26 protein-coding genes are annotated in these 24710 nt (G+C 60.6%); 8 read left to right on the plus strand and 18 right to left on the minus strand.

Annotated features, from left to right (window positions below):
- Positions 1-49: 49 nt before the first annotated feature.
- The 3 genes from ACZ5RG_RS14905 to ACZ5RG_RS14915 all read right to left on the minus strand — a co-directional run bounded on the left by ACZ5RG_RS14905 (position 50) and on the right by ACZ5RG_RS14915 (position 2022).
- Positions 50-616, minus strand: coding sequence for a YceI family protein (locus ACZ5RG_RS14905; RefSeq protein ID WP_298601048.1), 567 nt, complete (start codon positions 614-616; stop codon positions 50-52).
- 69 nt (positions 617-685) lie between these two features.
- A complete protein-coding gene (locus ACZ5RG_RS14910; RefSeq protein ID WP_464447472.1) occupies positions 686-1216 on the minus strand; it encodes a cytochrome b in 531 nt (176 codons plus the stop codon).
- A 20-nt stretch (positions 1217-1236) separates the two neighbouring features.
- Positions 1237-2022, minus strand: coding sequence for a DODA-type extradiol aromatic ring-opening family dioxygenase (locus tag ACZ5RG_RS14915; protein ID WP_464447473.1), 786 nt, complete (start codon positions 2020-2022; stop codon positions 1237-1239).
- A gap of 112 nt (positions 2023-2134) precedes the next feature.
- Between ACZ5RG_RS14915 and ACZ5RG_RS14920 the strand changes: the two genes are divergently transcribed.
- The 3 genes from ACZ5RG_RS14920 to ACZ5RG_RS14930 all read left to right on the plus strand — a co-directional run bounded on the left by ACZ5RG_RS14920 (position 2135) and on the right by ACZ5RG_RS14930 (position 5103).
- The gene (locus ACZ5RG_RS14920) at positions 2135-3022 is read left to right on the plus strand and encodes a LysR family transcriptional regulator (RefSeq protein ID WP_019431051.1); all 888 of its coding nucleotides are present in this window, start codon (positions 2135-2137) and stop codon (positions 3020-3022) included.
- A gap of 126 nt (positions 3023-3148) precedes the next feature.
- Positions 3149-4585: an NAD-dependent succinate-semialdehyde dehydrogenase gene (locus ACZ5RG_RS14925; protein ID WP_464447474.1), complete on the plus strand. Its 1437-nt coding sequence runs from the start codon at positions 3149-3151 to the stop codon at positions 4583-4585.
- A gap of 89 nt (positions 4586-4674) precedes the next feature.
- Positions 4675-5103, plus strand: a complete 429-nt coding sequence (locus tag ACZ5RG_RS14930) for a c-type cytochrome (protein ID WP_019431053.1) — start codon at positions 4675-4677, stop codon at positions 5101-5103.
- 35 nt (positions 5104-5138) lie between these two features.
- Here the strand turns inward: ACZ5RG_RS14930 and ACZ5RG_RS14935 are convergent, their stop codons facing one another.
- Both ACZ5RG_RS14935 and ACZ5RG_RS14940 read right to left on the minus strand, forming a co-directional pair.
- Complete coding sequence (locus ACZ5RG_RS14935) at positions 5139-5696, minus strand: lipocalin family protein (protein ID WP_231733881.1); 558 nt, start codon at positions 5694-5696, stop codon at positions 5139-5141.
- A 28-nt stretch (positions 5697-5724) separates the two neighbouring features.
- On the minus strand, positions 5725-6498 hold the full coding sequence (locus tag ACZ5RG_RS14940) for a FadR/GntR family transcriptional regulator (RefSeq protein WP_298599601.1): 774 nt from the start codon (positions 6496-6498) through the stop codon (positions 5725-5727).
- 191 nt (positions 6499-6689) lie between these two features.
- Between ACZ5RG_RS14940 and ACZ5RG_RS14945 the strand changes: the two genes are divergently transcribed.
- Together ACZ5RG_RS14945 and ACZ5RG_RS14950 are read left to right on the plus strand one after the other, a co-directional pair.
- Positions 6690-8408, plus strand: coding sequence for an FAD-dependent oxidoreductase (locus ACZ5RG_RS14945; RefSeq protein ID WP_464447475.1), 1719 nt, complete (start codon positions 6690-6692; stop codon positions 8406-8408).
- Between the two features lie 18 nt (positions 8409-8426).
- A complete protein-coding gene (locus ACZ5RG_RS14950) occupies positions 8427-8669 on the plus strand; it encodes a DUF2783 domain-containing protein (protein ID WP_019431057.1) in 243 nt (80 codons plus the stop codon).
- Positions 8670-8764: 95 nt separating this feature from the next.
- On the opposite strand, the gene ACZ5RG_RS14955 is transcribed toward ACZ5RG_RS14950, so the two are convergent.
- The 5 genes from ACZ5RG_RS14955 to ACZ5RG_RS14975 form a co-directional block, all read right to left on the minus strand.
- On the minus strand, positions 8765-9706 hold the full coding sequence (locus ACZ5RG_RS14955) for a ribose-phosphate diphosphokinase (RefSeq protein WP_464447476.1): 942 nt from the start codon (positions 9704-9706) through the stop codon (positions 8765-8767).
- Positions 9707-9733: 27 nt separating this feature from the next.
- Positions 9734-11320, minus strand: a complete 1587-nt coding sequence (locus ACZ5RG_RS14960; RefSeq protein ID WP_019431059.1) for a thymidine phosphorylase family protein — start codon at positions 11318-11320, stop codon at positions 9734-9736.
- 167 nt (positions 11321-11487) lie between these two features.
- Entirely contained in the window at positions 11488-12072 is a 585-nt protein-coding gene (metW, locus tag ACZ5RG_RS14965; RefSeq protein WP_019431060.1) for a methionine biosynthesis protein MetW, read from the minus strand.
- On the minus strand, positions 12069-13226 hold the full coding sequence (metX, locus tag ACZ5RG_RS14970) for a homoserine O-succinyltransferase MetX (RefSeq protein ID WP_298599588.1): 1158 nt from the start codon (positions 13224-13226) through the stop codon (positions 12069-12071). Before metX ends, metW begins: the two co-directional genes overlap by 4 nt.
- Positions 13227-13358: 132 nt before the next feature.
- On the minus strand, positions 13359-13922 hold the full coding sequence (locus ACZ5RG_RS14975) for a TMEM165/GDT1 family protein (protein ID WP_019431062.1): 564 nt from the start codon (positions 13920-13922) through the stop codon (positions 13359-13361).
- Positions 13923-14089: 167 nt separating this feature from the next.
- On the opposite strand from ACZ5RG_RS14975, the gene ACZ5RG_RS14980 reads away from it, so the two are divergent.
- The gene (locus ACZ5RG_RS14980; protein ID WP_019431063.1) at positions 14090-15292 is read left to right on the plus strand and encodes an ammonium transporter; all 1203 of its coding nucleotides are present in this window, start codon (positions 14090-14092) and stop codon (positions 15290-15292) included.
- A 228-nt stretch (positions 15293-15520) separates the two neighbouring features.
- Positions 15521-16096: an RNA recognition motif domain-containing protein gene (locus tag ACZ5RG_RS14985; protein ID WP_019431065.1), complete on the plus strand. Its 576-nt coding sequence runs from the start codon at positions 15521-15523 to the stop codon at positions 16094-16096.
- Positions 16097-16188: 92 nt separating this feature from the next.
- On the opposite strand, the gene lptC is transcribed toward ACZ5RG_RS14985, so the two are convergent.
- The 3 genes from lptC to ACZ5RG_RS15000 are packed head-to-tail and all read right to left on the minus strand — an operon-like array spanning position 16189 to position 18342.
- Complete coding sequence (gene lptC, locus ACZ5RG_RS14990; RefSeq protein ID WP_019431066.1) at positions 16189-16788, minus strand: LPS export ABC transporter periplasmic protein LptC; 600 nt, start codon at positions 16786-16788, stop codon at positions 16189-16191.
- A complete protein-coding gene (locus ACZ5RG_RS14995) occupies positions 16785-17363 on the minus strand; it encodes a KdsC family phosphatase (RefSeq protein WP_019431067.1) in 579 nt (192 codons plus the stop codon). The genes lptC and ACZ5RG_RS14995 overlap by 4 nt, the downstream gene beginning before the upstream one ends.
- A gap of 1 nt (position 17364) precedes the next feature.
- Positions 17365-18342, minus strand: a complete 978-nt coding sequence (locus tag ACZ5RG_RS15000) for a KpsF/GutQ family sugar-phosphate isomerase (protein ID WP_019431068.1) — start codon at positions 18340-18342, stop codon at positions 17365-17367.
- A gap of 120 nt (positions 18343-18462) precedes the next feature.
- On the opposite strand from ACZ5RG_RS15000, the gene ACZ5RG_RS15005 reads away from it, so the two are divergent.
- The gene (locus ACZ5RG_RS15005) at positions 18463-20448 is read left to right on the plus strand and encodes a monovalent cation:proton antiporter family protein (RefSeq protein WP_019431069.1); all 1986 of its coding nucleotides are present in this window, start codon (positions 18463-18465) and stop codon (positions 20446-20448) included.
- A gap of 62 nt (positions 20449-20510) precedes the next feature.
- On the opposite strand, the gene mnmE is transcribed toward ACZ5RG_RS15005, so the two are convergent.
- From mnmE to rpmH, 5 genes are all read right to left on the minus strand, one after another.
- Positions 20511-21923: a tRNA uridine-5-carboxymethylaminomethyl(34) synthesis GTPase MnmE gene (gene mnmE / locus ACZ5RG_RS15010; RefSeq protein ID WP_019431070.1), complete on the minus strand. Its 1413-nt coding sequence runs from the start codon at positions 21921-21923 to the stop codon at positions 20511-20513.
- 56 nt (positions 21924-21979) lie between these two features.
- A complete protein-coding gene (yidC, locus tag ACZ5RG_RS15015; protein WP_464447477.1) occupies positions 21980-23662 on the minus strand; it encodes a membrane protein insertase YidC in 1683 nt (560 codons plus the stop codon).
- Positions 23659-23931, minus strand: a complete 273-nt coding sequence (gene yidD / locus ACZ5RG_RS15020; RefSeq protein WP_464448221.1) for a membrane protein insertion efficiency factor YidD — start codon at positions 23929-23931, stop codon at positions 23659-23661. Before yidD ends, yidC begins: the two co-directional genes overlap by 4 nt.
- Positions 23931-24368 carry a ribonuclease P protein component gene (locus ACZ5RG_RS15025; protein ID WP_026036847.1) on the minus strand — a complete coding sequence of 146 codons (438 nt, stop codon included), beginning with the start codon at positions 24366-24368 and terminating at the stop codon, positions 23931-23933. The genes yidD and ACZ5RG_RS15025 overlap by 1 nt, the downstream gene beginning before the upstream one ends.
- Positions 24369-24435: 67 nt before the next feature.
- On the minus strand, positions 24436-24570 hold the full coding sequence (gene rpmH, locus ACZ5RG_RS15030) for a 50S ribosomal protein L34 (protein WP_005798102.1): 135 nt from the start codon (positions 24568-24570) through the stop codon (positions 24436-24438).
- Positions 24571-24710 lie beyond the last annotated feature (140 nt).

Genomic DNA, 24710 nt, shown 5'->3' on the forward strand with positions numbered 1-24710 from the left:
TGAAGAAAGGTTGAGAGGGGTTGAAAGAGGGGTCCATGTCTTGGGATGCTTACTTGCTGAGCGCCGTGGCAAGCGAGAAGTTGACCTGGATGTCGTTGGCCACCACATCGAACTTGGCCCACATGCCTTCGCCGATGGTGTAGTCGGCACGCTTGAGGGTGAAGCTGCCGGTCAGCAGGCCGTCTTTGCCTTGGGCGGTGTGTTTCATGGGGAACTTCACATCGCGGCTCAGGCCCTTGATGCTGAGCGTGCCCTGCACTTCGTATTGGTTGGGTGCGGTTTGTTTGATTTGTTTGGCGACAAAGCTGGCCTTGGGGAAGGCCGCGGCGTTGAACCATGACTTGGTCACCACCTCTTGGTCGGCTTCGCTGGAGCCTGCGTCCACGCTGGCCAGATCGACTTCAAAGCTGGCTTTGGCCTGTTCGGCTTTGGCTGGATCAAAGTTCACCTGGGCGGCAAACTTTTTGAAGCGGCCATCCATGGCCACGCCCATTTGCTTGTAGCTGAAGGTCACGCTGCTCTTGGCGGGGACGATGGACTGGTAAGGCGCGGCTTGGGCTTGCAAACCGAGTGCGGTGGCGGTCAGGGCCAGCAGGGTTTTCAAAACGGTGTTCATGGTGTTCCTCAAAATGGCAGGGCAACGATCGGGGTTTCAGTGTCGGGCAAGACGCGAATGGGCAAGACGCTAGCGGCTTGGCAGCATGCGGTGCAGCGTGTCGTCTTTGTGAAAAAAGTGGTGAAACAAGGCCGCAGCAGCGTGGCCTGCGATCAGCAGCAGCAAGCCGATGTTCAGGGCTTCGTGTAATTCGGCCAGGGTGTGGCCCAGTTCTTTGTCTTTGCTCAGCAGGTCGAGGATGGGCAGCACGCCGAACCAGACCGTTTGCACGCCCTTGGCCGAGCTCATGAGCCAGCCGCTCAGCGGGATGGCGATCATCAGGGCGTACAGCGCAAAGTGACCCGCATGTGCCGCCCATTGCATGTGGGCGGGCATGCTGGCTGGCAGCGCGGGTGGGCGGTGCGTGATGCGCCAGGCCAAGCGCAGCCAGACCAGGGCGAACACGCTGACGCCCGCCCATTTGTGCCAAGCGTAGTACTGCAATTTGTCGGGCGACAAGGGCAGGTCGCTCATGTAAAAGCCCAGGGCCAACAGGCCGAAGATCATCAGGGCCATCAGCCAATGCAGGCTTTTGGCGGTGCGGGTGTAGTGGGTGTTCATGGTGTATCTGTTGAAAACGATCAGTGAAAGGCGTAGCCATCCATGGCGATCACATGGTCGCTGATGCCGCGAAAAAACGCCTCTGGCTGTGCGCCATTGCCCGCAGCGCCCAAGGCGGTGAACAGGGGCAAAAGGTGTTCGTCGGTCGGGTGGGCACGCTGGCCTTCGGCTTGTTGGCGATACGCCAGCAGGCCGGGCACGTCGTGCTGCGTCATGTGGGTGTGAATCCAGTCGGCAAAGGCCTGCACATACGGGGGCGTTGCCCCGCCTTGCATGCTGACCAACATGAAATCACGCAGGTTGTGGGTGATGTTGCCCGACGCAATGACCAGGATGTTTTGCACGGCCAGCGAGGCCAGCGCTTGCCCGACCCGGTAAGCGTGTTCAGGCCCCAGGTGGCTTTGCACCGACAGGGGCACCACCGGGATGTCGGCATCGGGGAACATCTGGCGCAGTGGAATCCATGCGCCGTGGTCCAGGCCGCGCTGGGCGTCTTGCGCCGTGGGCAGGCCGGCGTTTTGCAAAGCGGCGACCACTTGCGCAGCCACTTCGGGGCAGCCGGTGGCGGGGTATTGCATCTGGTACAGGCGCGGGTCAAAACCGCCAAAGTCGTGGATGGTTTTGGGCCGGGTGGCAAAGCCCACCGTGGGCACCGTGGTTTCCCAATGCGGGCTGACCACCACGATGGCGCGGGGCGTGCCCAGTTGCGTTGCCAGCTGGCTCATGGCCGCACCTGCCGCACCGGGGTGCAGGGCAAACATGGGCGAGCCGTGAGGCACAAAAAGAACAGGGCGGCGGGCGGTCATGGCTGGGGGCTTGAAGGTCAGGGTTGAACGTTGTCGATGGGTGGACTTTAGGGGGTTCGGCTGCATTGAAAAAGTAGCCAATGGGCAAATATTTGTTGCAGAATCAGCAACAATGGACAAACTCGATGCAATGCAAATCTTTGTGCGCGTGGCCGAAGCGGGCAGCTTCACCGCCGTGGCCGACCAACTGCAGGTGGCGCGTTCGGCGATCACGCGCCAGATTGCTGCGCTGGAAAAGCACCTGCGCGTCAAGCTCATCACGCGCAGCACCCGCAGCCTGACGCTCACGCCTGCGGGCTCGGCGTATCTGGAAAAGTGCCGGGTCATTTTGAACATGGTCGATGCCGCCGAGTCCAGCCTGGACGAAGAAAAGGCCGTGCCGCGTGGCCGCATTCGGCTGGGTTTGCCCATCAGTTTTGGTTTGGAGCGGCTCATGCCCGCGCTGCTGGCCTTTGCCAAGGCGCAGCCGCACATCGAGTTGATGATGGATTTTTCGGACCAGCGCGCCAACCTGATCGAAGAAGGCATTGACCTGTCGATCCGCATCACCGCCGATTTGCAGCCCGGCGACATCGTGCGGCAGTTGGGCCAGGTGCGCTTGCTCACGCTGGCTTCGCCCGCTTATCTGTCGGAGCACGGGGAGCCCAGCCACCCCGAGGCCTTGGCGCACCACGAGTGTCTGGTGTATTCGATGTCCATGAATTCGGCGACCTGGCCTTACCGGGTGGCTGGCCAGTTGCAGCAATTCCCGGTGCGCGGGCGCATCCGGGCCAACAATGGTTTGGCCCTGACCCGCGCCGCTGCCCAAGGCATGGGCATCACCTTGCAGCCCGACTTCATTGCCGAGCCGTATTTGGCGCGTGGCGAGGTGCTTGAACTGTTGCACGACTTTGCCCCGCCGCCTTTGGGCATTTATGCGGTCTTGCCCAGCAACCGCTACATCCCGCACCGGGTCAATGTGCTGCTGGAGCATCTGGCCGCTTTTTTGCGTCCGGTGTGAATGCGCCCGCCTGTCCCGTGGTTGACGGGGCTGGCCCGAAATCCAGACACAATTTGCCCACGCTTGCATTCACCCCTTTTCCCGCCTCTTTTTTTGCATTTCAAACCCCGACTGACGGACAACGACATGACCTACCCCAACACACAACTCTTCATCAACGGCCAATGGTGCGATGCCCAAGACGGCCGCACCTTGCCTGTGTTCAACCCCGCCACCGGCACCGAGATCGGTCGCTTGGCCCATGCCGGCGTGCCCGATCTGGAGCGGGCAGCGCAAGCCGCACAAAAAGGTTTTGAGTTGTGGCGTGACACCCCGGCCAACGAGCGCAGCGCCATCATGCGCAAAGCCGCCGTCCTGATGCGCGAACGCGCCCCGCAAATCGCCGAATTGCTGACACAAGAGCAAGGCAAACCTTTGGGCGAAGCCAAGGTCGAGGCCATGTCGGCGGCCGACATCATCGAGTGGTTTGCCGAAGAGGGCCGCCGCGTGTATGGCCGCATCGTGCCGCCGCGCAACATCAACGTGCAGCAACAGGTGCTCAAGCAGCCTGTGGGGCCGGTGGCGGCGTTCACGCCCTGGAACTTTCCCATCAACCAGGCTGTGCGCAAGATGTCCGCTGCCTTGGCCACGGGTTGCTCGATTATCGTCAAAGCCCCCGAAGAAACGCCTGCCGCACCTGCCGAGTTGATCCGCGCCTTTCACGACGCGGGCGTTCCCGCTGGCGTGATTGGTCTGGTTTATGGCACGCCCGCAGACATTTCAAACTACCTGATCGCGCACCCGCTGATCCGCAAGATCACCTTCACTGGCTCCACGCCCGTGGGCAAGCAACTGGCCGCGTTGGCGGGCCAACACATGAAGCGCGTGACCATGGAGCTGGGCGGCCACGCCCCGGTCATCCTGGCCGAAGACGCCGACATTGCGCTGGCCGTCAAGACCGCAGGCGCTGCCAAGTTCCGCAACGCGGGCCAGGTCTGCATCTCGCCCACCCGCTTTTTGGTGCACCACAAGATTGCAGACGAACTTGCCAAGCTGTTGGCCGCGCACGCCGAGTCGCTGCAGGTCGGCGACGGCCTGGTGGCAGGCACCAGCATGGGCCCGCTGGCCAACGAGCGTCGCCTGCTGGCCATGCAGGCCATCATGCAAGATGCCCGCGCCAAAGGTGCCAAGGTGCTCACCGGCGGTGAGCGCATCGGCACGCAAGGGCACTTTTTTGCGCCTACGGTGTTGTCGCAGGTGCCGCTGGATGCCGATGTGGTCAACAACGAGCCCTTTGGCCCGATTGCCGCGATTCGCACTTTCGAGAAGATCGAAGACGCGATTGCCGAGGCCAACCGTTTGCCGTTCGGCCTGGCGGGTTACGCCTTCACCAATTCGATGAAAACCGCGCACCTGCTGAGTCAGCGCCTGGAAGTGGGCATGCTCTGGGTCAACCAGCCCGCAGCACCTTGGCCCGAGCTGCCCTTTGGCGGCATGAAGGACTCGGGCTATGGCTCTGAAGGTGGCCCTGAGGCGCTGGAGGCGTATCTGACCACCAAGACGGTGTCGATTTTCAACGCCTGAACCGATCTGCGTGCTTTAGCGCGACAGCACACAGACGCGACATGGTGATTTTCGGATCATGAGGTTCCTTCAAGACAACAGGAGCCAACATGAAAAGCAACACCATCAGCCAGGCCGTGATCGCCAGCATCCTGAGCGTCACGGCCACAGCGTGGGCACAAACATCGGTGGGCTTGGGGCGTGCTGACTACAAAGACAATTGCGCCAGCTGCCACGGCGTTTCGGCCAAAGGCGATGGTCCTGTGCATTCCTTTTTGGTCAAGCCACCATCGGACCTGACCACGGTTGCCAGACGCAACGGCGGCAAGTTTCCGCAAGAGCTCATGTGGGAGGTGATCGACGGCCGCTGGTCGGGCGAATCCGGTCCGCACGGCTCGCGCGAAATGCCGGTGTGGGGCAATGAGTTCAAGGCCCGCGCCATGACCCAAACTGGCGACTCGCCACGCACGGCAGAGTGGTCCGCACGCAACCGCATCGTGTCCTTGCTCATGTACCTGGAAACGGTGCAGGTGCCTTGAACGCCAAAGGGCTTGCGCTTTGATGGCGCGGGGTTTCAGGGTGGGCTGATTTCCAGCCGTTTCAGGTCAAAGCCCGCAGTGGCCAATTTGTCCAGCAACTGCTGGACCGTCGCAGGCGGCAATTGCGGTGTGCGCGACAAGATCCACAGGTAGTCGCGTCTGGGCTCGCTCACCACCACCCACTGGTATTGCGGGTCTAGGTCAATGATCCAGTAATCGCCCCAGACCATGGGAATGAAGGACAGCCATTCGGGGGCAAAGCGCACCTTGAGCTTGGCCGAAGTCGGTCCGCCGATTTGACGGGCCACGCCCAGCGCTTCGCGCCATTCGCCCTTGTCGGTTTTGCAGCGGTTGAGCACCTGCACCCGACCGTCGGGCTGCAGGCTGTAAGTGGCTTGTGTGCTGCTCACGCATTGCTTTTGAAACCAGTTGGGGTATTTGGCGATCTCATGCCAAGTGCCCATGTAGCGCGGCACGTCCACCGAGGGCACTGTGGCCAGTGGCGTCACGGCGTTCTGGGCGTGACAGGCCGCAGCCCAAGTGCCCAGACAGACCAGTGCAGAAAGAGCGCTTGCGCGCAAAGCTTGTTTCATGGGGGTGTGTTTCATGTCCGTAACGGGCTTAGTTGCGCAGCCCTTTGACCAAGGGCTGCGCCAGGCGTTCGCCTTCATGCTGCCAAAAGTCAGCGGGCGCACCCTGAATGCGCAAAATGGCGTTGCCCATGTGTGTGGCCGCTGCTTGCCGGGCGGCTTCTGCGTCGCCTGCCTCCACCGCTTGCAAGATGGCGTGGTGCTCGGTTTGCACTTCGACAGCAAAGTCGATGCGTCGGGCTTCGTTGGCCCGCGTCACTTGCGTGGCCCCGTGCAAAAACTGGCCCAGGTATTCCAGCGTCTGGATCAAAAACGGGTTGCGTGTGGCGTCGGCAATGGCCCGGTGAAACTTCACGTCTTCGGCCACGCCGTTGCCTCCCGCTTTCACGGCAGTGTCCAGCGCTTTGACGGCTTGTTGAATGGCGCGAATGTCACGGGCGTTGCGCCGCTGGGCGGCCAATGCGGCCACTTCGGCTTCCAGTGCCCGGCGCACCTCGACCATTTGAATCACCGCTTCTTGCGAGGCCGCATGGCGAGCCTCGAAGTTGAGCGGCGCGAAGGGCAGTTTTTGGTTGACAAACACCCCGCTGCCCTGGCGCGAGTCGACCAAGCCCAAGGACTTGAGGCGCGACACCGCTTCGCGCACCACCGTACGGCTGACTTGAAACTGCTCGACCAAACGGGCCTCTGTGGGCAGTTTGTCGCCCGGCATGAGGCGGCCTTGTTTGATCTCGGTGGCCAGTTGCTCGGCCACTTGGTCCGACAGGCGGGCACCGCTGGTCACGGGGGTGAAGTTTTGAGTCATGAGCTTGTCATACAAAAAGACAAGTCCCGAGCATAGCCTGACTTCGTGCCCCTGGCTGTCGACCCGATTCAGGCCCTTGGTGTGGGTGAAATCCGGCCCATTAAAATTACGGATAGGTAAACTAATTTATCTATAGTAAATTACGGCCTGTCGCACCGAGAGGTGCTTTTGACCATTCTGGAGCTCTTCACATGGGTGCTTACGTCAACCCGATTTATCCCTATAAAGGGCCTGCCGACTTGATGTCGAACCCGCCCCAGCGCAAAGCGCTGATCGTGATCGGTGCCGGGCCAGTGGGCTTGGCGGCGGCCATCGACGCCCGACTGCAGGGCTTGGATGTGCTGGTTCTGGACGACGACAAAACCGTCTCGGTGGGCTCGCGTGCTGTTTGCTATGCCAAGCGCTCGCTTGAAATCCTGGACCGTTTGGGCATTGCCGAGCAAGCCTGCGACATGGGCGTGAGCTGGAACATTGGGCGCACCTTTCTGGAAGAAGCCGAGGTCTATCAGTTCAATTTGGTGCCCGACGCAGGCCACAAGCGCCCAGGCATGATCAATTTGCAGCAGTACCACGTCGAAGAGATGCTGATTGCCCGGGCCTTGGCGCTGGGTGCCGACATCCGTTGGCAACACAAGGTGACCGCCGTCACGCCGTCTGCTGACCACGCTACCCTCACGGTCGAAACGCCCGATGGCACGTTTGACATCGAAGCCGACTGGCTGGTGGTGGCCGACGGCGCACGCAGCCCGGTGCGCCGCCACTTGGGGCTTGACATCGAAGGCCGCGTGTTCCAAGACCGCTTTTTGATCGCCGACGTGATCATGAAAGCCGACTACCCCGCTGAGCGCTGGTTTTGGTTTGACCCGCCTTTTCACCCCAACCAAAGCGTGCTGCTGCACAAGCAAAGCAACAACGTTTGGCGCATTGATTTTCAGCTTGGCTGGGACGCCGACCCCGAAGAAGAAAAGAAGCCCGAAAAAGTCATTCCGCGCCTGCAAGCCATGTTGGGCGACGACCGGCCCTTTGAGTTGGAGTGGGTCAGCATCTACACCTTCCAGTGCCGCCGCATGACCGACTTTCGCCATGGCCGCGTGTTGTTTGTGGGCGACGCGGCGCACCAGGTCTCGCCCTTTGGCGCTCGCGGGGCCAACTCGGGCTTTCAGGATGCGGACGATCTGATGTGGAAACTGGCGCTGGTGATCAAGGGCCAGGCCAGCGAGAAACTGCTCGACACCTACGCGCACGATCGCCAGTTTGCCGCTGACGAGAACATCATGAACTCGACCCGCTCGACCGACTTCATCACGCCCAAAAGCCGCACCAGCAAGACCTTTCGCAACCAGGTGCTGGCGCTGGCCAAGCATTACCCGTTTGCCCGCAAGTTGGTGAATTCGGGCCGCTTGTCGGTGCCCTCGTTCTTGACTGGCTCGGTGCTCAACACGCCCGATGCCGATGCCTTTGAGGGCAATATGGTGCCCGGTGCCCCGATGGACGACGCGCCGGTGCAAGTGGCTGGGCAAGATGCCTGGCTGCTCGACCAAGTGGGCAAGGGCTTTCAGATTTTGTGGTTTGTGGATGCACTGCCCTCGCCCGCCCAACTCGCGCAGCTCGCCGATGTGGGCGTGCAGGCTGACTGCGTGCGCCCAGGCGCGGGCGCGCATGCACAGCCCCTCAAGCCCACCATCCTCATCGTGGCGCCGCGCTTGCTGAGCATCCCCGGCATGGACGTCATCGTTGACACCCAAGGCTTGGTGGCCAAGCGCTACGACGCCACACCCGGCACCACGTATTTGCTGCGCCCCGACCAGCATGTGGTGGCCCGCTGGCGCGGTCTGAACGCGAACGCCGTGCAAGCCGCCTTGGCCCGCGCAACAGGTCTCAATGTGGGTGGCCACATGGACCAGGCCTGACCCGCAGCAAGAACTGACATGAGCACCGACATGAACACCGCTTTGAAAACAGACCCCAACTTCCACGAAGCTGGCCGCCGATTTTTCCGTGACTTCTCACCCGGCGACGAGTTTTATGAACACCTGATCGACGCCCACAACGGCCTGAGCGACGAACAAAGCGAAGCACTTAACGCCCGCCTGATCTTGCTGTTGGCCAACCACATTGGCAATTTGAAGGTGTTGCGGGAGGCGCTGGGGAAGGCTCGGGAAAGCGCCTGAGGAGGGTGCTGTAAAGACAGACTCGCACCGGTTGCAGTTGCTCATAAAGACCTGTTTTTTGTCAATCTGACTGCCAAGCTGGCATGGACACCTGATCAAGCCGGGTGTGACAGAAGGGCACCGTCATGCCCGACTTGAATCTCATTGAGCGCCCCCGCCAGCAATGCCGCCAACCCCACCACATTGCTCGCATGCGCAATGCTGTCTGTGCTCCAGAACTCGCCCACACCTGCTGCGTGAATGCGTTGCAGCGCATCGCCTGCCAGCAGGGCGTGCGTGACGGCCACGTCCACACTGGCAGCGCCTGCGGCCAAGGCCAGCGCTGCGGCTGTCGCCAGGGTGTGGCCGCTGCTGGCCACGTCGTCCAGCAGCACCACGGCTTGGCCGCGCAGATCGCACGGCGGCAGCGTGATGGCCACGGCGTGGTCGCCGTGGCGCACTTTGCTGCACACCGCATGTTGCAGGCCGTGGGCGGCAGCGGCTTGTGTGACCCATTGCGCTGACTCGCTGTCTGGCCCCAGCAAAAATGTGCCGGGGCGGTGCTGCGCAATCCAGTCGCCGAGCAGTGGTGCCGCACTCAGCGTGATGGCTTGGCGGGCCGGCACGGCCTCGGCCAAAGTGGCCACCCGGTGCAGGTGCGGGTCTACGGTGATGAGCGCATCGAACAGCGTGGCCAGCCATGCGCCCACGATGCGTTGGCTGACCGCCTGGCCTGGGGCGAACGCCATGTCTTGCCGCATGTAAGCCAGATAGGGCGCAACCAGGCTGATGTGTTGTGCGCCCAGCTGGCGTGCGGTGGGCGCGGCCAGCAGCAGCTCGGTCAGTTTGTCGCCCGGCTGGTGCAGGCTGCGCAGCAACACCACACGCGGCGGCAAGTGCGCGGGCAGTGTCAGCTGGATTTCGCCATCGGGAAAGCGGTGGCTTTCCACCCGGTGTGGCGCCAGGCCCGTGGCATTGGCCAGGCGCAAGGCGGCGGGGGCTTCGTCTTCAAAATACAGCAGGGCACCGGGGGCATCGGCGGTACCGGGTTTGGGCATCACAACTCCAGCGCTTCAATTTGACGGTCAAAACTCGACAAACACACGCGGCACTTCATCGGCCTGGCCCAGTGTGTAGCCGCTGGCTTTGTGGCACAGTTGCGCGGCAAATTCGAGGTCGCTCGGGTAGGCGGCATGCACGCGGTACAGCGGCTCGCCTTGCGTGACGCTGTCGCCCAGTTTGTGCAGCAGGTCCACCCCGGCGCTTTGTACTTTGGGGGCTCCGGCCATGCGGGCCACGCGGGCGATTTGCAGGTTGTCGATGCCGATCACCACGCCGTCGGTGGGTGCACATATTTCCAGTGTGAGCGCCCCCAGCGGCGGGTGGTTGTGGTCAAACGGGCGTGCGCCTTGTGCGGCGATGATGGCTTGCATGCGGCTGAGGGCTCGACCCGAATCGAGGATGTCGCGTGCGATGGCAAAGCCGTCACCGCCGCGCACATCGGGGCTGGCTTCGATCAAACGCCCGGCCAGTCGCAGCGATTTTTGCCGCAGGTCGTTGGGTGCACGCGGGTCGTTTTCGAGCACGCGCATCACGTCGCGGGCCTCCAGCATGGGGCCTACGCCTTGGCCTACGGGTTGGCGTCCATCGGTGATGACCACTTCGAGAGACAGGTGCATGCGTGTGGCCACGTATTCAAACAACCTGCGCAGGCGCTGCGCATCGGGCATGGAGCGCACTTTGGCCGTGGGGCCGATAGGAATGTCCAGCACCAGATGGGTGGAACCGGCCGCGATTTTTTTGGACAGGATAGAGGCCACCATCTGGGCGGGTGAATCCAGCGACAGCGGCCTTTCGACCGCGATCAGCACGTCGTCGGCCGGAGACAAATCGGCTGTGCTGCCCCAGGCCAGGCAGCCCCGGTGGGTGCGCACGATCTCTGAGAGTTTTTCAAACGGCAGTTCGACATCGGCCAGCACTTCCATGGTGTCGGCCGTGCCTGCGGGCGAGGTGATGGCGCGCGATGAGGTCTTGGGACAAAGAATGCCGTAGGCCGCCAAGATGGGCATGACCAGCATCGACGTGCGGTTGCCGGGGATGCCGCCGATGCAGTGTTTGTCGACCACCAGGGGCTCGCGCCAGTCGAGACGGCGACCGGCAGCCACCATGGCTTCGGTCAGAAAGTACACCTCTTCGCGGTCCATCTCGCCCCGGTTGGTGGCCACCACAAACGCCGTGAGTTCGATCTTGGAATAGTGGTGCGCTGCGATGTCCTGCACGATGGCATGGAAGTCGTCCTGGTTCAGGCGTTCGCCATCGATCTTGCGAAACAGCGCTTCCATTGACGCAGGAGGTTCGGCTTGCGAGACCGACGCGGTGTGTCCGTCGGGAATGCCCAAATGTTGAAAGGCGTCTTCGGACAAACCCACTTCGCCGCAGGCCACGATGCTGTCATCGTCCACCACATTCAGCGTGGCCAGCACATGCCGCCCATTGGCGCGTACTTGTATTTTGGACAGTGCCTGAAAACCCTCAGCGCGGTACACGGCGCAGTTGCGGTTGAGGTAGGCCACGTTTTCTCGGTAAGTGTCGATGGCCACACGGCGCAAGGACAAGGGCGATGCTCGCTCGGGCGGGCTTTGGGACGGGGCTGTGGGTGTTGTTGTGGCCATGATTTTCAGCCTACACCGAAACCACAGGCGGTGGCACGCCCGCCACGCGACAGGCGTTGATGTTGATCAAGGTTTGCGTTCTGGGCAGCCGCCGCGTTCGCGGGTGCGCGCGTTGTCAGTCCGTCACCCCGGAGATTTGGCCGCACAGGCCATCCCCGTCATGGGGTTCAGCTGCGCTGCAATTTGTAAACGGCAGTGCCCGCCATCAGGTTGGGCAATGTCCGAACTTCATGGCCGTTTTGCAGGCCAAAAGCGTCCACCACTTGCAAATGGTTTTTGCGGGCCAGATCACCAAAGTCAGCAAACGTGCCCACGCGGATGTTGGGCGTGTCGTACCACTGGTAAGGCAGGCGCTTGGTCACGGGCATGCGGCCTTGCAGCACGCTCAGGCGGTTGAACCAGTGCCCAAAATTGGGGAAGGCCACGATGCCTACGCGGCCCACACGCACCGTTTCGCGCAACATGGTTTCGGCATTGCGCAGGTGTTGCAGCGTGTCGATTTGCAGCACCACATCAAACGATTGGTCGGCAAACAGGCTCAGGCCTTCGTCCAGGTTCAGTTGCAGCACATTGACGCCGCGTTGCACACAGGCGTGCACATTGGCATCGCTGAGCTCCACGCCGTAGCCGGTGCAGCCATTGTGCTGTTGCAAATGGGCCAGCAAAGCACCGTCGCCGCAGCCCAGGTCGAGCACGCGGGCGCCGTGCGGCACCAAGCGGGCAATGGCTTGCATGATCAGGGGATCGCTCATGCAGCACCTCCTTGGTTCAGGGCTTTGGCCATGTTGTCAAAGTAGGAGCGCACCACATTCAGGTAACGCGCGTCGTCGAGCAAAAAGGCGTCGTGCCCGTGTGGGGCGTCGATCTCGGCGTAGCTCACGTCCCGGCGGTTGTCCAGCAGGGCCTTGACCATTTCGCGGCTGCGGGCGGGTGAAAAGCGCCAGTCGGTGCTGAAGCTGACCAGCAGGAACTGGCAGCTGGCACGGGCCAGTGCGGCCGACAAGTCGCCGCCAAAGGCACGCGCCGGGTCAAAGTAATCCAGTGCGCGGGTGATCAGCAAATAGGTGTTGGCGTCAAAGTATTCGCTGAACTTGTCGCCTTGGTAGCGCAAATAGCTTTCGATCTGAAACTCCACTTCTTGCGTGGAGTATTTGTAGCCAGTGGCGTTGTGCGTGACGGCCTCGCGCAGTTCACGGCCAAATTTTTCGTTCATCACGTCGTCGCTGAGGTACGTGATGTGGCCGATCATGCGGGCGATGCGCAGGCCGCGCTTGGGCACCACGCCGTGTTCGTAAAAGTGGCCCTCATGGAAGTCTGGGTCGGTCACGATGGCGCGGCGGGCCACTTCGTTGAAGGCGATGTTTTCGGCGTTCAGGTTGGGGGCACTGGCCACCACCACCGCGTGCTTGACGCGTTCGGGGTATTGCAGTGTCCAGCTCAAGGCTTGCATGCCGCCCAAGCTGCCACCCATCACGGCGGCCAGCTGTTCGATGCCCAATGCATCCAGCAAGCGGGCTTGCGCGTTGACCCAGTCTTCCACGGTGACCACCGGAAAGTCTGCGCCGTATACGCGGCCTGTGTCGGGGTTGACATGCATGGGGCCTGTCGAGCCAAAGCACGAGCCCAGGTTGTTCACCCCGATCACGAAAAATTGGTTGGTGTCGAGTGATTTGCCCGGGCCAATCATGTTGTCCCACCAGCCCACGTTGTGGGCTTGGTCGGCATACACGCCCGCCACATGGTGCGAGGCGTTCAGGGCGTGGCAGATCAGTACCGCATTGGACTTGTCGGCGTTGAGCGTGCCGTAGGTTTCGTAGCTCAGTGAATAGCCACGGATGGACGCGCCGCTTTGCAAAGGCAAAGGGGCTTCAAAGGTCATCGACTGGGGCGTGGCGATCAAATTCATGGTGCAAATGAAAAAACCCGATAACACTCAAGAAGCGGTACCGGGTTGGATCGGCCTCTTTAGCTGCATTTTGGAATCCCTGAGGTTCCTGCGCCCGCAAGCTGGAGCAAATCGGCGCGATGCAAGTATAAATCAGCCCCAGCCCAGCAGGGCCACAGCGCCCAACACGGCAAATATGCCTGCCGATATCAGGTGCACCAATCGCAGAGGCACGCGCTGGGTGATGGCGTCGCCCAGCCACACCACTGGGGCGTTGGCCAGCATCATGCCCAGTGTGGTGCCTGCCACGACCAAAAACCAGGCGTTGTATTGCGCCGCCAGCATCACGGTGGCGATCTGGGTTTTGTCGCCCATTTCGGCCAAAAAGAAGGCCACCAAGGTGGTGAAGAAAACGCCCATGCGCGGTGCGCTGTCGCCTTCATCGTCGTCGAGCTTGTCGGGGATCAGCATCCACACCGCCATGGCGATGAACGAGGCGCCCAACACCCAGCGCAACATGTCGGGGCCCATCATGGTCGTGACCCAGCTGCCCACTGCGCCCGCCAAACCATGGTTGGCCAGTGTGGCGACCAGAATGCCCAGAACGATGGGCCAAGGCTTGCGGAAGCGGGCGGCCAAAACCAGTGACAGGAGTTGGGTTTTGTCACCCATTTCAGCCAAGGCCACGATGCCGGTCGAGACGAGGAATGCTTCCATATCAATACGCTGCGCTGTTTATAAAAGAACGAATCTTACGTGACCCACTTTCGGGCATGAGGGTGTCGTGCATCAATTTGGGCCTATTTCTTGCTTTCGTTTGGTGCGCCAAGGGTTTTTAGGCCCTTTATGCACCAAATCAATTCAAAAAACCTTGAGAGATGGCTATGGAAGCACTGAAACAGGGCGCAGACGCGCTATTTATATTGTTGGGCGGCATCATGGTCTTGGCCATGCACGCCGGTTTTGCGTTTTTGGAGCTGGGAACAGTTCGCAAAAAGAACCAGGTCAATGCGCTGGTCAAGATCTTGGTCGACTTCTCTGTCTCCACCGTGGTTTATTTTGTGGTTGGCTACAGCGTGGCCTACGGCACGAACTTCTTTGTCGGTGCCGAGCAATTGGCGGCCAAAAATGGCTATGACCTGGTCAAGTTTTTCTTCTTGCTGACCTTTGCTGCGGCCATTCCCGCCATCATTTCGGGCGGCATTGCCGAGCGGGCCAAGTTCTGGCCCCAGCTGATCGCCACTGCTGTGATTGTCGGTTTTGTCTACCCCTTCTTTGAGGGCATCGCTTGGAACCAGCACTTTGGCGTGCAAGCCTGGATCAAGGCGGCCACGGGCGATGAATTTCACGATTTTGCCGGTTCGGTGGTCGTGCACGCCATGGGCGGCTGGATCGCTTTGCCGGCTGTGGTGCTCTTGGGCGCTCGCTACAACCGTTACCGCAAAGACGGCGTGGTTTCGGCGCACCCCCCATCGAGCATCCCCTTTCTGGCGCTGGGCTCGTGGATCTTGATCGTGGGCTGGTTTGGCTTCAACGTGATGAGCGCCCAAACACTGGACAAAATCTCGGGCCTGGTGGCGGTCAACTCGCTGATGGCCATGGTGGGCGGCACGCTGGTCGCCTTGGTCTTGGGCAAAAACGACCCAGGCTTTGTGCACAACGGCCCTTTGGCCGGTTTGGTGGCCGTGTGTGCCGGATCGGACCTGATGCACCCGTTTGGTGCATTGGTGGTCGGCGCTGTGGCGGGTGGTTTGTTTGTGGTCATGTTCACCCTGACCCAAAACAAATGGAAGATCGACGATGTGCTGGGCGTTTGGCCTTTGCACGGCATTTGCGGCGCTTGGGGCGGCATTGCCGCAGGCATTTTTGGCGCGACATCGCTCGGTGGTTTGGGTGGCGTCAACCTGAGCGCGCAATTGATCGGTACCGCCATGGGCGTGGGCTGGGCGCTGGTGGGTGGGGTTTTGGTCTATGGTGTCCTCAAATTGACTTTGGGTTTGAAACTCAGCCCCGAAGAGGAGTTTGATGGCGCCGATTTGACCGTTCACAAAATCAGTGCCACGCCCGACCGCGAAGTGAGTTGGTAAAACAACGGAAATGTGCTGCAACGCACATTCTGTTGATTTTCCCGGGAATATCACTTGCATTTATTTTTGTTTTCTCGCTCATAATTGCCACACTTCACTGTCAGAAGCAGCGAAGTCATGTTCGCGGTGACCAGATCAGTTTCGCTTTCCATCCGAAGTTTTCAGGTTTGTTGAATGCGTTTTCGGAGCTTCATCGCTTTTATCTCTGTGTTTTGAGGAGTCCCTTTCATGGGCAACAAACTTTACGTCGGCAACCTGCCTTACTCGGTTCGCGACAGCGATCTTGAACAAGCTTTTGGTGAATTCGGTGTGGTCACCAGCGCCAAAGTCATGATGGAACGTGACACTGGCCGCTCCAAAGGCTTCGGCTTTGTGGAAATGGGCAGCGACGACGAAGCTCAAGCTGCGATCAACGGCATGAATGGTCAGCCTTTGGGTGGCCGCAATGCGGTGGTCAACGAAGCCCGCCCCATGGAAGCACGTCCTCCCCGCACAGGTGGTGGCGGCTTTGGTGGCGGTGGTGGCTTTGGCGGTGGCCGCCGTGAAGGCGGCGGCGGCGGCGGTGGCGGTTACGGCGGTGGCCGCGAAGGCGGTGGCGGTGGCTACGGCGGCGGTCGTGAAGGCGGCGGCGGTGGTGGTTACGGCGGCGGTCGTCGCGAAGGCGGTGGCGGCTACGGCGGCGGCGAAGGTGGTGGTGGCGGTTTCCGCAGCCCCTACGGCGCAGGTCCTCGTGGCGGCAACGGCGGTTCTGGCGGTGGCGGTCGCCGCGAAGGCGGTGGCGGCGGCTACGGCGGCGGTTACTGATTCACGCGTCTGGCCAATCTGACGGTTGGCCAATGAATTTGACAAAGCCCTGCTCTGCAGGGCTTTGTTGTTTGTGGCGCTTGAGCCCAGCGTCAGTTTTTAGGTTTGGGCATCAACATGCCGCGTACGCGACCTTGCAGCAGGTATTCCCCTGTGTTGCTGTTGAAGTTCATGGATTCGGCATTGAACACGTCGGTGTCGCGGGTGATCTGTACAGGGTCAGATGACACCACGCGGTCTTCGTCGGGCAGCGCCACCAAGCGTTCACCCCGGAGTTCAATCTTGGGGCTGCTGTCGTGCGGATGGCGGATGGCGTAGGCACTGCCTATCAGCGTGACTTTTTTGCCATCGTCTGTGGCGATGCCTTGTGTGGCGCGGGCATTCATTTGTGTGCCGGTTTCGCTTTCGGCGTAGATGCGCACTTGTTCAATGTTCAAGGCTTCGGTTGCCGGGTAATGTTGCGCTTGGGTGCCGCTGACTTCGCGCGTCATACGGCCGCGGGCATCGAACGATGTGACCGAAAAATCAGCCAGGCGGTAATCGGGGTCTTGGCGCACAGGTTTGTTGGCTGTTGCAGTCAACAGTTCGGGCACGCTTCTGACCAGCCACCAACTGCCCGATGCCAGCAAAGCCATCACGATCAAAGGCAGGTAAACGCTCAGTTTGTCGAGCAAGCGGCGTCCCCAGTTCATGCGGATGGGCCTGTGTGTGCGCTGATTCCGACCTGGGCCAACAGCTTGGCGTAATGCCCGCTGGCCACCAGCAGCAGATCGCAAAATGCGCGTGCAGCACCCTCGCCACCCCGTTCTGTGGTGATGTGGTGCGCGACCGCTTTGGCTTGTGCGTGCGCGTTGGCGGGTGCGCAAGCAAATGCGGCGCGTTGCATGACGGGCAAGTCGGGCCAGTCATCCCCCATGGCCGCAGCCTGTGACCAGCTGAGCCCCAGAGTTTGTAAAAAATCTTCGGCAGCAGGACGCTTGTCTTCTGTGCCAAAACGCGCGTGTGCAATGCCCAAAGCCTTCAGACGCAAGCGCAGTGCAGGCGAGTCGCGGCCGGTAATGACCACGGGTGTGATGCCTGCTTGTTGCAGCAATTTAAGGCCTTGCCCGTCCAGCGTGTTGAAGCGTTTGAGGGCCTCACCTGCTTCAGAGAAATAAAGGCCGCCATCGGTCAACACGCCGTCCACGTCAAAAAAAGCAACGCGAATGCCCTGGGCTTGCAGCAGCAACTCGGGCGGGTAGTTCAAGGCGGGGATGAGGGTTTGCATGTCAGATCACTTTGGCCCGCATCAGGTCGTTGGTGTTGATGGCACCGCACAAGTGCCCGGCATCGTCGATGACCAGAATGCTGGTGATGCGGTATTGCTCCATGATGTCGGCCGCTTCGACGGCCAGCGCATCGACGCGAATGGTGCGCGGCTGGCTGTTCATCACATCGCGTGCTTTGAGGCTGCGCAGGTCGGCGCCTTTTTCGATCAAACGACGCAGATCACCATCGGTGAACACGCCCAGCACGCGGCCATCGGCGTCGGTCACTGATGTCGCCCCCAGGCCTTTGCTGCTCATCTCGCGCATCAGCGTGGTGAACTCGGCGTCAGGCCCGACCTGCGGCACATCCGTGCCTTTGCGCATGACATCTGACACATGCGTCAACAGTCTGCGGCCCAAAGAGCCGCCGGGGTGTGAGCGGGCAAAGTCTTCGGGCTTGAAACCCCGCGCATCGAGCAATGCGACGGCCAAGGCATCGCCCATGGCCAGTTGGGCTGTGGTGCTGGCTGTGGGCGCCAGGTTCAAGGGGCAGGCTTCTTTTTCGACCGAGCAGTCAAGCAACACATCCGCATGACGGGCCAATGAAGAGGTTAAACCGCCAGTCATGGCAATCAGTGGCACGCCTTGGCGCTTCAACACCGGCAGGATGGCCACGAGTTCATCACTCTCACCGCTGTTGGAGATCGCCAGTACGACATCGATCGTCTGAATCATGCCCAGATCGCCGTGGCTGGCCTCGCCCGGATGGACAAACATGGCGGGTGTGCCGGTGGAGGCCAAAGTGGCGGCAATCTTGCGGCCAATGTGCCCGCTCTTGCCCATGCCGGTGACGACCACGCGGCCTTTGACACCCAGCACCATGTTCACGGCATTGACAAAACGATCATCAAGTCGGGCTTTGAGTTGCAACAAGGCCGAGGCCTCGATGTCGAGGGTCTCACGGGCGAGTTGCAGGGTTTGGGCGGTATTGGCGAGCATGGCTGCATTTTATCGGGCACCGTGCAATGGCCTGCGCAGATGGCGCTCGAGCCCACACAAGGCACTTGTTTGCTTGGGTGAACTGCCCGTTTTGTCACAAGTGCTTGTTACCATCGATGCATGAGTGCTTTGGAGTTGACCCTGCTGTATTTGCTGGCTGCCGTGTTGGGTGTGGTGGGCTGCCGCATGCTCAAGTTGCCGCCCATGCTGGGTTATCTGGCCGTGGGCGTGGTCATTGGCCCCAATGCGTTGGCGTTGGCACAAAATTCGGATGGGGTGAAGCACTTGGCCGAGTTCGGCGTGGTCTTTCTGATGTTCGTGATTGGCCTCGAGTTCAATCTGCCCAAGCTGCGCTCGATGCGCAAGCATGTGTTTGGTCTGGGTTTGCTGCAGGTGCTGCTGACGTTGGTGATCGTGACGGTGTTTTCCTTGTTCTTGGCTACCATGGCACCGACCTTGTGGAAGATGGAATGGCAAACCGCCCTGGTGCTGTCGAGTGCGATGGCCATGAGCAGCACGGCCATCGTGATCAAACTGGTGGCAGATCGTCTGGAGCTGGAATCAGAGCACGGCAAGCGAGTGATCGGGGTGCTGCTGTTTCAGGATTTGGCCGTTGTGCCCCTGATCGTGATGATTCCGGCTTTGAGTGCGCCCGCGGAAGAGATGTTTTCTGCCTTGATGCTGGCCGGTGCCAAGGCGGCGGTTTTGATCACCCTGCTCATGACGGGTGGGCAACGCGTGATGCGCTGGTGGCTCACGTTGGTGGCGCGTCGCAAAAGCGAAGAGTTGTTTGTGCTGAACCTCTTGCTGGTGACGCTGGGCTTGGCCTGGATCACCGAGTTGGCGGGCCTGAGCTTGGCCTTGGGCGCCTTCATTGCCGGCATGCTGATTTCAGAGACCGAATACAAACACCAAGTGGAGCTGGACATCCGCCCCTTCCACGATGTGTTGCTGGGCCTGTTCTTCATCACCATTGGCATGATGCTCGACTGGCACATTGTGGTCGACCGGTGGCCACTGGTCTTGTTGCTGACCACCTTGCCGGTGATTTTCAAATTGGTGCTGGTGACTGCGTTGGCCAAGATGACGGGTGCGCCCAATGGCGTGGCCTTGCGCACGGGTTTGTATCTGGCGCAAGCCGGTGAATTTGGTTTTGTGTTGCTCACGCTGGGATCGCAAAACAACCTGATTCCGCCCGCCTTGTTGAACCCGGTGTTGGCCAGCATGGTCTTGTCGATGATGGCGACGCCGTTCATCATCATGCACAGCAACGCCATGGTCATGAAGGTGGTCGCCAGTGAATGGTTGCAGCAGTCCCTGCAAATGACCACGATTGCGCGCAAGTCGATCAACACCAGCAAGCATGTGATCATTTGCGGCTATGGTCGCTGCGGGCAAAACCTGGCGCGCATGCTGGAAAAAGAAAACATTCCGTACATGGCGCTCGACTTGGACCCGGACCGGGTGCGCCAAGCGGCGGCGGCTGGTGATTCGGTGGTGTTTGGCGATGCCGGGCGTCTGCAGTCGCTGATGGCCGCGGGCTTGGCCCGTGCCAGTGCCGTGGTCATCACCTATCTCGACGTTCCTGCCGCCATGAAGGTGCTGGACCACACCCATAGCCATGCCCCGCAGGTGCCGGTGATCGTGCGCACACAAGACGACCTGGACTTGGAAAAGCTGCAACTGGCCGGGGCCACCGAGGTGGTGCCCGAAGCGCTGGAAGGCTCCCTCATGCTGGCCAGTCATGCGCTGGCGCTGGTCGGCGTGCCCATGCGGCGTGTCATCCGCATCGTGCAGGACCAGCGCGATGCCCGCTACAACCTGCTGCGGGGCTATTTTCATGGTGCGGACGACGACACGCTGGACGAAATTGACCATGAGCGCTTGACCTCTGTGGGCTTGCCCCTCGCCTCGCCTTGGTTGGGTCAGAAGGTCAAGGACCTGGCTTTCCATGCCATGGGGGTGCGCGTGGTCAATTTGCGCCGAGCCAATGGGCAGCCCGAAGACGTGACCGATGAAACTGAGTTGCACCCAGGTGACACCTTGGTGCTGTCAGGCAAATCACAAACGTTGGCGGTGGCCGAAGAAAAGCTGTTGCGCGGTTGAGGGCCAGGGCGATTTGATCGCATCAATCCCAGCGTGAGCTTTTGGGGCTGACCTTGGTCGATTCACTTGCCGATGCAAAAACTCGAGAAGATCACGCCCAGCAAATCGTCTGCGCTGAACTCGCCCGTGATCTCATTCAGGGCGTTTTGCCCCAGACGCAGTTCTTCGGCCAGCAGGTCGAGGTTTTGCGCTTGTGCGGCCAAGTGCGCATCGGCGATTTCAAGGTGCTCCCGCACCCGGTGTAGCGCTTGCACATGGCGCTCGCGTGCAATGAACAGGCCTTCGCTGGCTTGCTGCCAACCGGCTTGCTGCAGTAACCACTGGCGCAGCGCCTGCAAGCCGTCGCCCGTGCGTGCCGACAAGGTCAAGCCGGTGCGCTCATCTGACTGGGTGGCCGCATCGGCCTTGTTCCACACGTCGATCACGGTCACGCTGGCGGGCAGGCGGGCTTTCAGTGCGACGGCGATGTCGGCATCGGCGTTGTCGTAATCGGCCTGGCCTGTGCGTGTCAGGTCGTGCAAAAACAGCACCGCGTCGGCATTTTCAATCTGGCCCCAAGCGCGGGCAATGCCGATTTGCTCGACCTCGTCCACCCCTTCACCTTCGCGCAGACCCGCAGTGTCGATCACATGCAGCGGCACGCCCTCGATTTGGATGGTTTGTTGCACCACATCGCGGGTGGTGCCTGCAATGGGGGTCACGATGGCTAGCTCTGCCCCGGCCAGGGCGTTGAGCAGTGAGCTTTTGCCCGCATTGGGCTGGCCTGCAATCACCACCTTGATGCCTTCGCGCAGCAACGCGCCCTGCTTGGCTTTGCCCAGCACCGTCATCAAGGCCGATTGCAGGCGCGTCAGCTGTCCTTGCGCATCGGCTTTTTGCAGGAAGTCGATTTCTTCTTCTGGAAAATCCAGCGTCGCCTCGACCAGCATGCGCAGATGAATCAAGGCGTCTCGCAGCAGGTGAATTTCTTTGGAAAAGTCGCCCGCCAAAGACCGGCTGGCGCTGCGGGCGGCGGCTTCAGTGCTGGCATCGATCAAGTCGGCAATGGCTTCGGCTTGGGCCAAGTCGATCTTGTCGTTCAAAAAGGCGCGTTCAGAAAACTCGCCCGGTTGCGCCACACGCAAGCCCGTCAATCGTGGCTGCCCCGTGACCGTGTCGGCCTCTGCCGCAGCTTGCAGGCAGCGCGCCACCAGCAGCTGCAACACCACCGGCCCGCCATGCGCTTGCAGCTCCAGCACGTCTTCGCCTGTGAACGAATGCGGGGCCACAAAGTGCAGCGCCAAGCCGTGGTCGATCGGGCTGCCATCGGCATCGGCAAATGGCAGGTAGGTCGCTTCGCGGGGCTTGAGGCTGCGCCCGCACAGGGCCTGAATCAGCGATGAGAGGTTGCGGCCAGAGACACGCACAATGCCCACCGCGCCGCGACCGGGTGCGGTGGCGATGGCAACGATGGGTTCCTGGTGTCTGGCGAGCATGGCGTCAACGGTCGTGGTGAAGGCAAAAAAAGGCCGCTTGCGCGGCCCTTGGGGGTTTACTTGAAGTTCGGCAGATTGAACTGCGGTGGCACGCCCATGCGGGTGTTGATGACCCACTGCTGTGCAATCGAGAGCACGTTGTTGGTGATCCAGTACAACACCAAGCCCGCAGGAAAGAAGAAGAACATCACGCTGAACACCAGCGGCATGATCCACATCATTTTGGCTTGCATCGGGTCTGGTGGCGCGGGGTTGAGCGCCGTCTGCAGCAAGGTGGTGAGGGTCATCACGACGGGCAAGATGAAGAAGGGGTCGGGTGCCGACAGGTCATGAATCCAACCCACCCAAGGTGCGTTGCGCATCTCGACGCTGGACAGCAGCACCCAGTACAAAGCGATGAACACAGGGATCTGGATCATGATCGGGAAGCAGCCACCCATGGGGTTGACCTTTTCCTCGCGGTAGATCTTCATCATTTCTTGCTGCATCTTCTGCGGATCGCCCTTCAGACGTTCGCGCATCTCCATGATCTTGGGGTTGATGGCCTTCATCTTGGCCATGCTCGAGTAGGCCTTGGCGTTGAGCCAATAAAAAGCAATCTTGAGCAAGAGCACCAGCGCCACGATCGACCAGCCCCAGTTCTGGATGAAGCTGAACAGCTTGTCCAGCAACCAGTACAGAGGCTTGGACAGCATGGCCAGCCAGCCGTAATCCTTCACCAGGTCCAGGCCAGGAGCCAAGGCTTCGAGGACTTTTTCTTCTTGTGGGCCGCTGAACAACTGAGTGCTCACGGTTTTGGATTGGCCAGGTGCCAGGTCGGCCAAAGGCGTGATCATGCCCACGGCGTACAGGTTGGTGTCGACTTTGCGCACGAAGTTTTCGCGCTGAATGCCGTCGGGCAACAACCAGGCGGTCGCAAAGTAATGCTGCACCATGGCCACATAACCATTGGGCGAGGTTTTGTCGACTTCGGCCTTGTTCTTTTCAATGTCGCTGAACTCCACTTTTTGGTACTTCTTGGCATCGGTGTAAACAGCCGGGCCGGTGAAGGTGGAGTAGAAAGACGACTCGCCAGCGGGCTTGTTGCCATCACGCACCAGCTGCAAATACAACTGGGGCGACACGTTGTTGGTGCCGGAGTTGATCACCTCGTGCTTCACGCCGATGGCGTAGCTGCCACGCTGCAAGGTGTAGGTTTTGACCAGTTTCACGCCGTTTTGCACGTCCGATTCGAAGCGCAAGGTCAGCTCGTTTTGGCCGTCTTTCAAGCTGCGTTCGCCGCTGAACTTCATGGGTGACTTGTGCGTTGGGAAATCACCGCCGATCAAGCCAGTCTGAGCCGTGTAGACGCGGCTGCTGCTTTGGTCCAGCAAGACAAAGGGCTTGCTGCTGTCGACAAAGTCAGCGTGCTGGGTGAATTCGGAGCGCACCAAGGTGCCGCCTTCGGTGTCAAAGCTGAGCTTGAGCACATCGGTGGCCACTTCGATCTTTTCGCGCGGTGCGTCCAAAGCGACCGGGGCAGACGTTGGCACCTGACCTGGTGTGGCTGCTGCCGCTTTTGTCGCGGCAGAAGGCACGCCATTGGCGCTGGCCGCAGAGGCCGCTGGTGCAGCCGCCGCTGTTTCTGGCTTGGGGAAGAAGGTGGCTTTGTGGCCGTTATAGATCTGCCACTGGTCCCACAACAGGACCATGGAAAAACCAAAAATCACCCAAAGGATGGTGCGACGGATATCGTTCATGGGGTCTTCTTTGACGAAGTAGGGGAAAACAAATCAGAGAACAAGCGAGGGGCTTGTGCGGGAACAGGGTCGTGGCCACCCGTGCACCAGGGGCCGCAGCGCACCAGGCGGTGAACAGTCAAATAGCCGCCCTTGGCTGCGCCATGCTGCTCCAGTGCTTGCAAGGCATAAGCCGAGCAAGTGGGTTCAAAACGGCACGACGACCCAAGCCATGGGCTCAGCAACAAACGGTAACCGCGCACCACACCCATCAACAAATGCTGAACGATCATGCGCGAACCTCCGGCCTGACCGCACGTTCAAACAACTGCTCCAGCTCTTGCCTGACAGCAAGCTTCAGGTGCTCAGAGGTGGCGCTGATGAATTGTTTGCGGTCAAAAGTGGTGCGCAGACGCACCACATGGGCGGCCACAGGCAAGCGATCGCCAAAGCGCTCGCTCACGTTATAGATTTGTCGCTTGATGGCATTGCGTGTCACAGCGCGACGCGCCCAGCGTTTGGGCACCATGGCACCCAGCCAAACGTCAAACAAGCCAAAAAGGGCCTGCTCCGGTGAAGGTGCAGGCCCAACTTGTTCAGCAGGAGCCGATGGCTTGTCTGTGGGATGGGTCAAGGTCAGTCGGTGCAACACAAAATGCGTTGTCCGCGAGACTGTTCCACCCGCCAGGGCGGCCTGAAATTGTGGGCGTGTTTTCAAACGCTGCACGATGGCCAAACCCTGGAATCAACCGCCCGCAGTGGCATCCGGCCACAGCCAGACGGTCGAAAAGGCATTAGACAGCCAGACGCTTGCGGCCTTTGGCGCGGCGTGCATTGATCACAGCGCGACCGCCACGGGTTTTCATGCGAACCAGAAAGCCGTGGGTACGGGCGCGACGTGTCTTGGATGGTTGGTAGGTGCGTTTCATAACTCTTCCTTTGTGCCCAATGCCATGAATCAGCGTTGGGCGAAACCCAAGATTATCGCAAACTTTCGGGCACTCGGCAAATAAACCATCTTTTAAACCTTCGGGTGTTCCCGGTGCAAAACCGGAACGATGTGGTTTAT

This window comes from Limnohabitans sp. TEGF005 (genome assembly GCF_055394835.1).